Origin of the sequence: Rubrivivax soli, assembly GCF_049810355.1 — a bacterium.
GTDB lineage: Bacteria > Pseudomonadota > Gammaproteobacteria > Burkholderiales > Burkholderiaceae_C > Rubrivivax.
On record NZ_CP187368.1, the window covers coordinates 4,032,330 to 4,044,575 of the forward strand.

The window sequence follows — 12,246 nt, forward strand, 5'->3', positions numbered from 1 at the left end:
CCCGCGCATCCCGCGTCACCGGGGGCCAGCCGCCCGACCGATCGCCCATTGCCATGAACACCTCGCTTCCCGCCCGCCATGGGCTGTCGGACCGGACGCTCGCCTGGATCTTCGTCCTGCCGACCGTCGTGCTGCTGCTGGCCTTCAACATCTTCCCGCTGTTCTGGACGATCTACCTGTCGTTCACGAACTACCGCGCGAACCGGCCCAACCTCGAGGTCGACTGGGTCGGCCTCGAGAACTACAGCCGCGTGCTCAACGACCCCGACGTGTGGGAGAGCATGCGCGCCACCGCGCATTTCCTGTGCTGGTCGATCACGCTGCAGGTGCTGATCGGCTTCGGCCTGGCGCTGCTGCTGAACCGGCGCTTCCGCACGCACAGCTTCTGGAGCACCGCGATCCTGCTGCCCATGATGCTGGCGCCGGCCGTCGTCGGCACCTTCTGGAAGTACTTCTTCGAGCCGCAGTACGGCATCTTCAACTACCTCGTCGGGCTCGTCGGCGGCCCCACCAGCTTCACGATGCTGGGCGACGGCTCGCTGTCGCCCTGGGCCATCATTCTCGTGGACACGTGGATGTGGGCGCCCTACGTGATGCTGCTGCTGCTGGCCGGCCTGCGCTCGATTCCGCCGTACCTGTACGAGGCCGCCGAGATCGACCGCGCCACCGAGTGGACGAAGTTCTGGCGCGTCACGCTGCCGATGGTGATGCCCTTCATCGTGCTGGCCGTGCTGTTCCGTGCCATCGAGAACTTCAAGATGTTCGACCTCGTGGACCAGCTCACCAACGGCGGCCCGGGCTCGATCACCGAGCTGGCCTCGATCCGGCTCAAGCGCGAGGCTTTCGAGAAGTGGCGCACCGGCTACAGCTCGGCGCTCGCCATCATCCTCTTCGTGTCGATCTACGGCATGTCGATGGTCGCCGTCCGATTCCTCGACCGGGTGAAGCAGCGATGAACCCCACCGTCCGCCATCCGCTCGAACCGAGCACCACGTCCAAGTGGCTGGCCGCGCTGGCCGTCATCGGCTACGCGCTCGTGTCGCTGATCCCGCTGGTGTGGATCGTGATGACCAGCCTGCGCACGCCGCAGGACGCCATCGCCTACCCGCCCAAGGTGCTGGCCGAGCCCTCGGCCATCGGCTACGTCAACCTGTTCACGACGCGCTCGCGTGTCGGTGCCGAGGAACTCGCCGCGCTGCCGCCGCCGACGACCTGGTACGAGCAGCTCGTGCGCGAGCAGCAGATGATCCTGGCCGGGCCCTCGCGTTTCATCGACCGCTACAAGAACTCGCTGATCATCGGCTTCGGCTCCACCTTCCTGTCGGTGGTGCTGGGCACGCTGGCCGCGTACGCGTTCTCGCGCTTCCGCGTGCCGGCCAAGGACGACTGGCTGTTCTTCATCCTGTCGACGCGGATGATGCCGCCCATCGCGGTGGCGATCCCGATCTACCTGATGTTCCGCGCGGTGGGGCTGTCCGACACCCACGTCGGTCTGATGCTGCTGTACACGGTCGTGAACCTGTCGCTCTCGGTCTGGCTGCTCAAGGGCTTCATGGACGAGATTCCGCGCGAGTACGAAGAGGCGGCGATGGTGGACGGCTACACGCGGCTGCAGGCCTTCTTCAAGGTCGTGCTGCCGCAGGCCAGCACCGGCATCGCCACCACCGCGATCTTCTGCCTGATCTTCGCGTGGAACGAGTACGCCTTCGCGCTGCTGCTGACCAGCGGGCAGGCGCAGACGTCGCCGCCCTTCATCCCCACCATCATCGGCGAGGGGGGCCTGGACTGGCCGGCGATGGCCGCCGGGACGACGCTGTTCCTGCTGCCGGTCCTCATCTTCACCATCCTCCTGCGCAAGCACCTGCTGCGCGGGGTGACCTTCGGCGCGGTGCGCAAATGAACTCCTCCCGACCCTCTTCGCGGCCCTCCCCGCGTCCCTCGTCCCGGCCCTGGTGGCGCCGCGGTCCGCCCTGGGAACGCATCAGCGCCAGCCTGCTCGGCCTGGGCCTCGTGATGCTGATGCAGCCCTGGTCGCTGACGCTCTTCTCGTACGCCTTCACCGTGGTGCTGACCGGCGTGGTGCTGTTCTCCATCGCCGTGAAGCTGCCGCAGGACTGACCATGGCCGAGATCCGCATCAAGAACCTGCACAAGCGCTTCGCGGACTTCACGGCCGTGCGCGACTCGTCGCTGCTGCTGGAGGACGGCAAGTTCATCGTGCTGCTGGGCCCGTCGGGCTGCGGCAAGACGACCACGCTGCGCATGATCGCCGGGCTGGAGTACCCCACCTCGGGCCAGATCCTGCTCGACGGCGAGGACGTGACCTTCCTGCGCCCGCGCCAGCGCGACATCGCGATGGTGTTCCAGCTCTTCGCGCTGTACCCGCACATGGGCGTGCGCGCCAACCTCGAGTTTCCGCTGCGCAACGAGGGCCTGTCGCGCACCGAGATCGACCGCCGCATCCGTGACGTGGCCGGCATCCTGCGCATCGAGCACCTGCTCGGCCAGCGCATCGGCGGCCTGGCCGGCGGCGACCGCCAACGCGTGGCGCTGGGGCGGGCCATCGTGCGCCAGCCCAAGGCCTTCCTGATGGACGAGCCGCTGGGCACGCTCGACGCCGAGTTCCGCGAGGTCATGTGCGTGGAACTGCGCAAGCTGCACGACCGCCTGAAGACGACCACGGTCTTCGTCACGCACGACCAGAACGAGGCGATGTCGCTGGCCGACACCATCGTCGTGATGAACAAGGGCGAGATCCTCCAGGCCGACGACACCGACGGCATCTACAACTTCCCGAGCTGCCTGTTCGTGGCCGGCTTCATCGGCCGCCCGGCGATGAACCTGCTGCCGCTGGCCTTCGGCGTGACCGACGGCGACGGCACGGCGCGCTTCCAGGACGCCGAGGTGGCCATCCCCACGATGCGCGCGAGCGCCAGCCACGCCGTGCTGGGCGTGCGCCCGGAGCACATCGACCTGCTGCCGGCAGGGCAGGGCGTGCCGGCGCGCATCAACTACTGCGAGTACTTCGGCTCGCACTGGGTCGCCGACCTGGAGTCGCCGCTGGGCACGCTCAAGGCCGTGGCGCCCAAGGACCAGCGACCGGTGCAGGGCGAGGCCGTCGGCCTGCGGCTGCACACCGAGCGCCTGGTGCTGTTCGACCGCAAGACCGAGCTGCTGATGGCCAGCGACTCCACCCTCCAACACCAGCCCGGGATGCGACATGGCTAGCGTATCGATCGAGGCCGTCACCAAGAGCTTCGGCGGCGTGCCCGCCGTGGACGACCTGCACCTCGAGGTCCTGGACGGCGAATTCTTCGTGCTGCTGGGACCCAGCGGCGCCGGCAAGACCACGACGCTGCGGCTCATCGCCGGGCTCGAGCAGCCCGACAGCGGCGCGGTGCTGCTGGACGGCCAGGACGTGACGCAGGTGCCGCCGTCGCACCGCGACTGCGCCTTCGTGTTCCAGCAGTACTCGCTGTACCCGCACCTGACCGTGTTCGACAACATCGCCTTCCCGCTGCGCTCGCCGCTGCGCCGTGGCGCCGCCGTCGACGTGCAGGCGCGCGTGGAGGAGGTGGCGCGGCTGCTGCACATCGAGTCCAAGCTGGAGCGCAAGGCCACCGCGCTGTCGGGCGGCGAGATGCAGCGCGTGGCGATCGGCCGCGCGCTGGTGCGCCAGCCCAAGGTGTTCCTGATGGACGAGCCGCTGTCCTCGCTGGACGCCAAGCTGCGCGAGGAACTGCGGGTCGAGCTGCGCCGCATCCAGCGCCGCACCGGGGCCACCGTGCTGTACGTCACCCACGACCAGGTCGAGGCGACGACGATGGCCGACCGCATCGCGATCCTCGAAGAAGGCCGCATCCGGCAGATCGGCACGCCCGAGGAGATCTACCGCAACCCGAAGAGCCTGGCCGTGGCGCAGCGCCTCGGCGCGCCCGCCATCAACGTGCTGCCCGCCGCGTGGTTCGGCGGCAGCGCGCCGCCGCGCGCGCAGCACGTCGCCGTGCGGCCGGAAGACGTCGAGGTGCACCCGGCCACCGGCGACGGCGCGTTCACCGTCGCCGAGTGCTCGCTCGTCAAGCACCTGATCGTCGGCGAACGCGGCGGCGTCGACGTGCGGGTGCGCTACGTGTCCGACCACCCGCTGCCCACCGGCCACCGCGTGGCGCTGAGCTTCCCGCCCGCGCGCTGCCTGTACTTCGACGCCGACGGGGAGCGCCTGGCCGCTGCCTGAGCCGCCGCCCGATCCGCCCGCACCCGCCCAAGCCGACCGCATCCAACTGGGGAACCCTGCCATGAACAGCGCACTGATCGTCGCCTGCCTGCGTGCCGTGCACGCCTCCGTCCTCGCCAACGAGGCCGACATCGAATCGCTCGACCGCGCCATCGGCGACGGCGACCACTACCTCAACATCCGCCGCGGCTGCGAAGTGCTGGTGGCGATGCAGGACGACCTCGCCAAGCAGTCCGTCAGCGGCGCGCTGAACGCCATCGGCATGAAGCTGCTGTCCACCATCGGCGGTGCGTCCGGGCCGCTGATCTCCAGCTTCTTCCTGGCGATGGCCAAGTCGCTGAAGGACAACGACAGCCCCAGCCGCACCGAGTTCGCCCAGGCCTTCGCCGCGGGCGTCGAGTCGATCAAGCAGCGCGGCAAGGCCGACGTCGGCGAGAAGACCATGCTCGACGTGCTGATCCCGGCCTCGCGGCTGCTGATCAAGCTCGACGCCGAGGGCGTGCCGCTGCCGGCGCTGTGCGCACAGCTCAACGCCGAGGCCACCCGCAACATGCTCGCCACGCGCGACATGATCGCGACGAAGGGCCGTGCCTACTCGCTGGGCGAGCGTGCCCTGGGGCACATCGACCCCGGCTGCAAGACCTGCGAGGTCGCCATCGCGGCGGTCTGCGCCGAGCTGCTGAAGACCTGACCCCCAAGGAGACACGCATGAAGAAGTTCCTCAACGACCCCGACACCCTGCTGCGCGAGGCCCTGGGCGGCATGGCGCTGGCGCACGCCGACCTGCTGGCGGTGCAGTTCGAGCCGACCTTCGTGCGCCGCGCCGTGCGCCCGGCCGGCCGCAAGGTCGCGCTGCTGTCCGGCGGCGGCTCCGGCCACGAGCCGCTGCACGCGGGCTTCGTCGGCACCGGCATGCTCGACGCCGCCTGCCCGGGCCAGGTCTTCACCTCGCCCACGCCCGACCAGATGCTGGCCGCCGCGGCCGCGGTGGACACCGGCGCGGGCGTGCTGTTCATCGTCAAGAACTACGCCGGCGACTCGATGAACTTCCAGATCGCCAGCGAGCTGCTGGAACTGGAGAACGCCACCGTGCTGGTCAACGACGACGTGGCGGTGGAGAACTCCACCCACACCACCGGCCGTCGCGGCGTGGCCGGCACCGTCATCGTCGAGAAGATGGTCGGCGCCGCCGCCGAGCAGGGCGCGAGCCTGGCCGAGTGCAAGGCCGTCGGCGACCGCGTCAACAAGAGCACCGCGTCGATGGGCGTGGCCTTCACCAGCTGCACGGTGCCGGCCGCGGGCCGCGCCACCTTCGACATCGGCGACGACGAGATGGAGGTCGGCGTCGGCATCCACGGCGAACCCGGGCGCCGGCGCGCCAAGATCCGCCGTGCCGACCTGATCGTCGACGACCTGCTCACCGCGATCGTGCGCGACCTGTCGCCCGGCGCCGGCAGCGAGGTGCTGCTGCACGTCAACGGCTTCGGCGGCACGCCGCTGATGGAGCTGTACCTGCTGTACCACAGCGCCGAGCGCCAGCTGCGTTCGATGGGCCTGAAGCCGGTGCGCTCGCTGGTGGGCAACTACACCACGGCGCTCGAGATGGCCGGGGCCTCGCTCACGGTGACGGTGCTCGACGACCAGATGAAGGCGTTGTGGGACGCGCCGGTGCACACCGCTGCGCTGCGCTGGTAGGCCGGTGCGCCGCAGCGCTGCGCCGGCGCTGCAGGCTTCAGTCGCCCAGGTCCACCAGCGCCGCCAGCCGCACGGCGTCCAGCGCCGGCGGCAGGCCGTGGTCGGCCAGCACCCACGCGCGCTGCGTGCCCTGCTTGCCCTCAGCGGCCTCGGCCAGCAGCTGCGACAGCACGCGGCCCGAGGGCGCGTCGAGCCCGCCGTAAGGCGTGTCCAGCAACGTCAGCGCGGCGCCGCTGGCGGCTGCCGCCACCAGCCCCAGCTTGCGCCGGCTGCCGGTGGACAGCATGAAGAGCGGCTTGGCCAGGTGCGTGCCCAGCGCGAAGGCGTCCTGCAGGGCGGTGGCCACGTCCGCGTTCCAGCCTGGAGACGCCGCGGCCTGCGCCGCCAGCCAGTCGCGCGCCACCACCGCGTCGAGCGCGGGGTCGGCCAGCGTGGCGAAGAACACCGTGGTGCCCGGCGCACGCTGCAGCCAGCCGGCCGTGGGCTGCAGCGTGCCGGCCAGCACCCGCAGCAGCGTCGTCTTGCCGCGGCCGTCGCCGCCGCGCAGCAGGGTCAGGCCCGGCACGATGTGCAGGTCGAGCCCGGCGAACACCGGCGTGCCGGGATGCGCGAATCCCAGGCCGGCGGCCTGCACCAGCGGCAGCGGGGTGGTGGCAGCCATCACAGCCGCCAGGCCGCGCCGCGCTCGGCGGCGTCGCGGCGGCGGAAGTCGCGCGGCGCCAGACCGACGGTGCGCTTGAAGACCTTGGAGAAGCTGAACGCGTCCTGGTAGCCGACCTCGGCGGCCACCGCGTCGAGCGTGCCGTCGGTGCTGCTCAGCAGGTGCATGGCCTTCTGCATGCGCACCGCGCGCAGGTGGTTCAGTGGTGTGTCGTCCATCGCCGCACGGAACTGCTGCGCCAGTGCGGTGCGCGACAGGCCGACGCTGCGCGCCAGTGTCTCCAGCGTCCAGGCGCGGGCGCTGTCGGCGTGCATCAGCTCCACCACGCGCCGGATCTGCGGGCTGCGCACCGCCTGCAGCCAGCCGCGGCCGGCGGGCGCGGCCTGCGCCACGATCTGCCGCAGCAGGTAGGTGAAGGCCACGTCCATCAGCCCGTGCAGCACGACCTCGGATCCCATCTCGGGCTGGCCGGCTTCGCTGCCCAGCAGCGCCACCGTCATGGCCAGCGGTCCCAGCCGCGGCAGGCTGTCGGCGCGCACCACGGTCCAGTCGGGCAGGCTGGCGAAGAACGGGTGCACCGGCGTGTGCCAGAACTGGTAGGCGCCGCTGAGCACGCGGGCCTGCGCCCTGTCGTCGTTGTCGTCGGCGGTGGCCGGCGGGTCCGGGGGGGCGATCGCCGCGATCGGGATCGGCCCGGCCGGCAGCACAGCCGCGCTGCTGACGACGTGGTGGCAGCCGCGCGCCATCAGCGCCACGTCGCCGGCGTGCAGCGCCAGCGGCGCCGCGAGCCCCGGCGCGTGCACGTAGGCCTGGCCCTGCGTCACGACGTGGAAGCCGATGCTCTTGTCGCACGGGAACCGCAACGCCGCTGCGTGCTGCAGCGGCCGCAGGTCGAGCAGGCGGCGCTGCAGCCCGGCCTGCTGCAGGATGTCGGCGAGGATGTCCATGCGCTGCATCATACCCATCCGTCCGGAAGTCCGGACGGAAAGACATGCCAGCGTACGAAAAGCCATTCAAGCGAACGCGGTGGCTGCCTAGACTGCACGCACACAACCACTGCTACGGAGCACTTCATGGGCAAGACACTCGTCATCGGCGCCAACGGCACGGTGGGTTCGGAACTGGTGCGGCTGCTGGCCGCGCAAGGCCAGCCCGTGCTGGGCGCCACCAGCCGCGCCACACCAGGCCCCGGCCAGGTGTGGCTGGACCTCGCCAGCCACGGCGGGCTCGACACCGCGTTCGACGGCGTCGACCGCGCCTTCCTGCTGGTGCCGCCGGGCTTCGTCGACCAGCACCTGCGGCTGGCGCCGCTGATCGACACGGCCCGCCAGCGCGGTCTGCGCAAGGTGGTGCTGATGACGGCGATGGGCGCCAACGCCGACGAGGCGGCGCCGCTGCGCCAGGCCGAACGCCAACTGGAAGCCTCGGGCGTGCCCTACAACATCATCCGGCCGAACTGGTTCATGCAGAACTTCCACACCTTCTGGCTGCAGCCGATCCGCACGCAGGGCCGCATCCTGCTGCCGGTGGGCCCGGCCCGGGGCAGCTTCATCGACGCACGCGACATCGCCGCGGTGGCGGCCGAGCTGCTGCTGCGCAGCGACCTGGACAACCGCGACTTCGACCTCACCGGCGCCGAGGCGCTGGACCACGATGAGGTCGCGGCGCTGCTGTCCGAGGCCAGCGGCCGTGCCATCGTGTACCAGGACATCCCGCCCGCGGCGATGCTGGACGCGCTGCTGGCGGCGCAGCTGCCGCGCCCGTACGCCGAGTTCCTGCTGCGGATCCTGGGCCACTTCCAGGCCGGCTACGCCGAGCGCACCACCGATGCCGTGCAGGCCATCACCGGGCGCGCACCGCGCAGCTTCCGCCAGTACGCGGCCGACCACCGCGCGGCCTGGGCGGCCTGAGCACGCTCAGGCCGGCTCGAAGCGCCACTGCATGCGCACGCGCACTTCGCCGCTGAACTGCGTGCCGTTGCCGTTGCCGTTGCCCTGCAGCGGCAGCACGTGGCGGCGCTCGCCCTGCAGCGGCAGCCGGCGCAGCTGTTCGGTGATCCACGGGGCGGCCTCGAACCAGTCGAGTTCCATGGTCTCCTCGCTGCGCTCCAGGCGGCCGCCGCTGCTCTTCACGCTGCGCCCGCGCACCGGGCCTGCGCCCAGGCCCAGGTTGCCGTGCGACCACAGCTCGCGGCGCTCGACGTCCAGCACCAGCTGCTGGCCGCTGCACAGCAGCGGCGACGCCGGGCGGCCGTCGGCCTCGCGGGCGATGACGTAGGGCACCATGCCCTGCACGTCGCTGCTGGCGCCTTCGGTGCGGTCGGTCATCTGCACGCGCACCTGCGCGCGGCAGTCGGCGCCATCGAGCCCGCCGACGAACAGCAGGAAGCGCGCGGCCGGGTCGTCGTCGTGGTCGGTGGCGTCGGGCTGGCCGCCGGCGTCGCGGCGCGCGGTGTCGATGCAGCTGCGGCGCTGCGCGCCTTCGGGGTGGCGGGCCTCGCACTGCCGGTAGGCGGCGCCGTAGGCCTGCAGCCGGCCCTGGCCCTGCGCGTCCAGGCCGCTGTGCGCGGCGCTGAAGCGCATGGCCTCGCGGGCCAGGCAGTCCTGGTCGGCGCCGCAGGTGGCCTGCATCTGCTGCACGCGGGCCATCATCTCGGCCGGCGTGGGGCCGGCCTGCGCAGTGAAGGCGGCAGCGCGGCCCGGCTGCTGTTGCAGCCGTTGCTGCTGGAGCTGCACCTGCTGCACCCGCTGCTGCACCTGCGCGGCCTGCGCCAGGTGGCGCTCGTGCTCGGCCGGGTCCATCGCGTTGTGGCTCTGCAGCGGGCCGCTGGCCTGCAAGGTGGTGGCCACTTCCAGCACCGAGCGCGACCGGCGCCGCGCGTGGTCGGCGCCCTGGCGCGAGGTGGCGTCGCGCTCGACCTCCACCGTCAGCACCCAGCGGCCGGCCTGCGGCAGCGCGCCGGCCTGGGGTGTGGACGGTGCGGCCTGCGCGGGCCAGGCCGCTGCCAGCAAGGCCGCGGCGGTGATGGCCGCGCTCAGCAGCCAGCCCAGGCGCGACGACGGTGCGAGCGGGGTGGCGGGATCGGGTGACACGGGAGACAAGGGCGAACAAGAGGACACGACAGACTCCGTCAAGTGGTGGCCGCGACCAGCCGCGGCGGCATGCTGCGCAGTGTCGGCAGCGCCGGCCGCGGCGGCATCGCCCGATGGAGCCACTGCACCGTCGGCAGCGGGCCATGGGTGACCCACCGGTTGTCGCGCGAGAACTGAGCCCCGCCGTCACGCGCTGGGATGTCAAGTCGCGCGCTGCAGCGCCGAAATCCGAGAGCGGGGCCGGTCGATCGGCCCGTTCGGGCGGCATGGCGCATCACTCTCTCATCAAGCCGCGGTTCGGCGCCCAGTCGCGGGCCCTGGTGGCCGACAGTTACCAGACGGCGCGCAGCGTGCTCGCAGCGCAGCTGCGCGCGCTGGGCGTCGACCACGTCACGCAGTGCGGCCGCGCCGGCGAGGTGCGGCAGCACATGGCTGCGCGCTCGTACGACGTGCTGGTGTGCGAGCACAGCCTGTCCGACGGCACGCAGGGCCAGGACCTCATCGACGAACTGCGCCGCAGCGGCCACCTCGGCCTGGGCACCGTGGTGCTGATGCTGTCGTCGCTGGCCTCGTACCAGGTGGTGGCGCAGGTGGCCGAGTCGGCGCTCGACGGTTTCGTCATCAAGCCCTACGCCGTGGGCGACCTGGAAGACCGCGTGCTGCGCGCCTTCGCGCGCAAGGAGTCGCTGAAGGACATCCTGCAGGCGCTCGACGAGCAGCGCTACGGGGACAGCCTGGCCTTGTGCGAGCAGCGCTTCCGCGCCCGCGGGCCGCACTGGACCTCGGCGGCGCGCCTGGGGGCCGAGCTCGCCATCCGCCAGGGCCAGATGGCGCTGGCCTCGGCGATGTTCGAGGCCGTCATCGCCGACAACGCCGTGCCCTGGGCCAAGCTGGGCATCGCGCGCGTGCTCGAGGCCGGCGACCGCAAGGCCGAGGCCCTGTCCACGGTGGAAGGCCTGCTGGCCAGCGAGCCGAGTTATGCCGACGCCTACGACGTGATGGGCCGCATCCATGCCGAGCAGGGCCAGTTCGGCGCTGCCATCCACGCCTACCGGCAGGCGGTGAAGATCACCCCGCACTCGGTGGCGCGGGCGCAGAAGTTCGGCATCCTGTGCCACTACGCGGGCGAGGCCGACGAGGCCACCGCGGCGCTGGAGCACGCCATCGCGGTGGGCAGCGCCTCGCCGCACTTCGACCACCAGACGCTGCTGCTGCTGAGCGTGTGCCGCTACCGCAGCAGCGACCTCGACGGCCTGCAGGCCTGCCGCGCCCACCTGGACACGGCGCTGGACAACCCGGCCATCGACGGCCTGCGCCGCGAGCGGCTGCAGCGCATGCAGGCGCTGGCGGTGGGCTTCGAGCGCCTGCTGGGCGGCGACACGCCCGGCGCGTCCGCCAGCGCCGCCGACGTCGCCCGGGCCCTGATGGCGCCGCCCTTCGACGCCGAGGCCGCGACCAACCTGCTGGCGCTGGTGTCGGCGGCGGCCGCGGCCGGCGGCGCGCTGCCGCAGGCCGCAGGCTGGGTGCGCGAGGCGGGGCTGCGCTTCTGCGTCAGCAAGCACGCCACCGAGCTGCTGGTGCGCGCCTGCGACGGCATGCCGGCCTTCGCCGACCTGCTGCGCACGGCGCACGCCGAGATCAGCGAGGCGACGCGCCAGGCGCTCAGCGAAGGGCTGGCCGGCCGCCACCGGCAGGCCGCCGAGACCCTCGTCGGCTGGGCCGAGCGCACGCTGAACACCAAGCTGCTGGAAGTGGCCGAGGCGACGCTGACGCGCTACCAGGGCCGCATCGCCGGCGCCGAGGAGCTGCAGGCACGCTGCGTCGCGCTGGCCGAGCGCAACGGCCGCGCCTTGCGCCAGCGGCTGCTGGCCGAGGCCGGCGGCGAGACGCCGCCGGGCGGCGTGTGGCTGCCCTGAGGGCGGCCGCCGGGGCCTACTCGGCCGCGAACTGGTCGGCGTTGCGGCCCTGCACGCCGGCGTAGAAGCGCTTGATCTCCGCCATGTCGCGCTCGACGTCGCCGCTGGGCACGAACACCGGGCCCAGGCCGGCGACCTTGCGCCGGTAGTCCATGAAGGCCAGCACGATGGGCACCCGGGCTTCCAGCGCGATGAAGTAGAAGCCCGTCTTCCAGTGCCGCGTCTTGCCGCGTGTGCCCTCGGGCGGCACCACCAGCTGCAGGCTGCCCTCGGCGGCCACCAGTGCCGCGGCCGACGCGGCGACCAGGTTGTTGGTCTTGCTGCGGTCCACCGCGACGCCGCCGAGCCAGCGCATCAGCGCGCCGAACGGGAAGCGGAAGATGCTGGCCTTGCCCATCCAGACGATGTTCAGGCGCAGCGCGAAGGCGCACATCAGCGTGTACGGCAGGTCCCAGTTGCTGGTGTGCGGTGCGGCGATCAGCACGCACTTGGGCATGTCGGGCGACAGCTCGCCCTCGACGCGCCAGCCGTTCAGGCGCAGGAAGGTCAGCGAGAGGGCGCGCAGCGCGGTGTTGACGCCGGGCGTCTGGAAGATGGTGTGGTGCATGGGAGGTCCGATGGCACACCGATTGTCGACGCCGCGTGCTGA

General features: G+C 71.8%; 13 protein-coding genes. 9 read left to right on the forward strand and 4 right to left on the reverse strand.

Going from position 1 to position 12,246, the window contains the following annotated elements; all coding sequences use genetic code 11:
• Positions 1-53: 53 nt before the first annotated feature.
• The 7 genes from ACPOLB_RS18395 (at position 54) to dhaK (ending at position 5,928) form a co-directional block, all read left to right on the forward strand.
• Entirely contained in the window at positions 54-956 is a 903-nt protein-coding gene (locus ACPOLB_RS18395; protein ID WP_425257469.1) for a carbohydrate ABC transporter permease, read from the forward strand.
• Positions 953-1,900, forward strand: coding sequence for a carbohydrate ABC transporter permease (locus tag ACPOLB_RS18400; protein ID WP_425257470.1), 948 nt, complete (start codon positions 953-955; stop codon positions 1,898-1,900). The genes ACPOLB_RS18395 and ACPOLB_RS18400 overlap by 4 nt, the downstream gene beginning before the upstream one ends.
• Positions 1,897-2,118, forward strand: coding sequence for a hypothetical protein (locus ACPOLB_RS18405; RefSeq protein ID WP_425257471.1), 222 nt, complete (start codon positions 1,897-1,899; stop codon positions 2,116-2,118). The genes ACPOLB_RS18400 and ACPOLB_RS18405 overlap by 4 nt, the downstream gene beginning before the upstream one ends.
• Positions 2,119-2,120: 2 nt before the next feature.
• The gene (locus ACPOLB_RS18410) at positions 2,121-3,227 is read left to right on the forward strand and encodes an ABC transporter ATP-binding protein (protein ID WP_425257472.1); all 1,107 of its coding nucleotides are present in this window, start codon (positions 2,121-2,123) and stop codon (positions 3,225-3,227) included.
• Complete coding sequence (locus ACPOLB_RS18415; protein ID WP_425257473.1) at positions 3,220-4,233, forward strand: ABC transporter ATP-binding protein; 1,014 nt, start codon at positions 3,220-3,222, stop codon at positions 4,231-4,233. The genes ACPOLB_RS18410 and ACPOLB_RS18415 overlap by 8 nt, the downstream gene beginning before the upstream one ends.
• Positions 4,234-4,294: 61 nt before the next feature.
• Complete coding sequence (dhaL, locus tag ACPOLB_RS18420) at positions 4,295-4,924, forward strand: dihydroxyacetone kinase subunit DhaL (RefSeq protein ID WP_425257474.1); 630 nt, start codon at positions 4,295-4,297, stop codon at positions 4,922-4,924.
• A 17-nt stretch (positions 4,925-4,941) separates the two neighbouring features.
• A complete protein-coding gene (gene dhaK, locus ACPOLB_RS18425; RefSeq protein WP_425257475.1) occupies positions 4,942-5,928 on the forward strand; it encodes a dihydroxyacetone kinase subunit DhaK in 987 nt (328 codons plus the stop codon).
• 37 nt (positions 5,929-5,965) lie between these two features.
• Here the strand turns inward: dhaK and ACPOLB_RS18430 are convergent, their stop codons facing one another.
• Both ACPOLB_RS18430 and ACPOLB_RS18435 read right to left on the reverse strand, forming a co-directional pair.
• The gene (locus ACPOLB_RS18430) at positions 5,966-6,589 is read right to left on the reverse strand and encodes an ABC transporter ATP-binding protein (protein ID WP_425257476.1); all 624 of its coding nucleotides are present in this window, start codon (positions 6,587-6,589) and stop codon (positions 5,966-5,968) included.
• Positions 6,589-7,536 (reverse strand): cupin domain-containing protein, encoded by a 948-nt coding sequence (locus tag ACPOLB_RS18435; protein WP_425257477.1) that lies wholly within the window; start codon positions 7,534-7,536, stop codon positions 6,589-6,591. Before ACPOLB_RS18435 ends, ACPOLB_RS18430 begins: the two co-directional genes overlap by 1 nt.
• 126 nt (positions 7,537-7,662) lie before the next feature.
• Here ACPOLB_RS18435 and ACPOLB_RS18440 point away from each other — a divergent pair, with 126 nt between their 5' ends.
• On the forward strand, positions 7,663-8,499 hold the full coding sequence (locus ACPOLB_RS18440; RefSeq protein WP_425257478.1) for an NAD(P)H-binding protein: 837 nt from the start codon (positions 7,663-7,665) through the stop codon (positions 8,497-8,499).
• A 6-nt stretch (positions 8,500-8,505) separates the two neighbouring features.
• Here the strand turns inward: ACPOLB_RS18440 and ACPOLB_RS18445 are convergent, their stop codons facing one another.
• Positions 8,506-9,708 carry a hypothetical protein gene (locus ACPOLB_RS18445; protein ID WP_425257479.1) on the reverse strand — a complete coding sequence of 401 codons (1,203 nt, stop codon included), beginning with the start codon at positions 9,706-9,708 and terminating at the stop codon, positions 8,506-8,508.
• A 239-nt stretch (positions 9,709-9,947) separates the two neighbouring features.
• Between ACPOLB_RS18445 and ACPOLB_RS18450 the strand changes: the two genes are divergently transcribed.
• On the forward strand, positions 9,948-11,597 hold the full coding sequence (locus ACPOLB_RS18450) for a response regulator (protein ID WP_425257481.1): 1,650 nt from the start codon (positions 9,948-9,950) through the stop codon (positions 11,595-11,597).
• A 16-nt stretch (positions 11,598-11,613) separates the two neighbouring features.
• On the opposite strand, the gene ACPOLB_RS18455 is transcribed toward ACPOLB_RS18450, so the two are convergent.
• Positions 11,614-12,204: a 1-acyl-sn-glycerol-3-phosphate acyltransferase gene (locus tag ACPOLB_RS18455; protein WP_425257482.1), complete on the reverse strand. Its 591-nt coding sequence runs from the start codon at positions 12,202-12,204 to the stop codon at positions 11,614-11,616.
• Between the last annotated feature and the right edge of the window lie 42 nt (positions 12,205-12,246).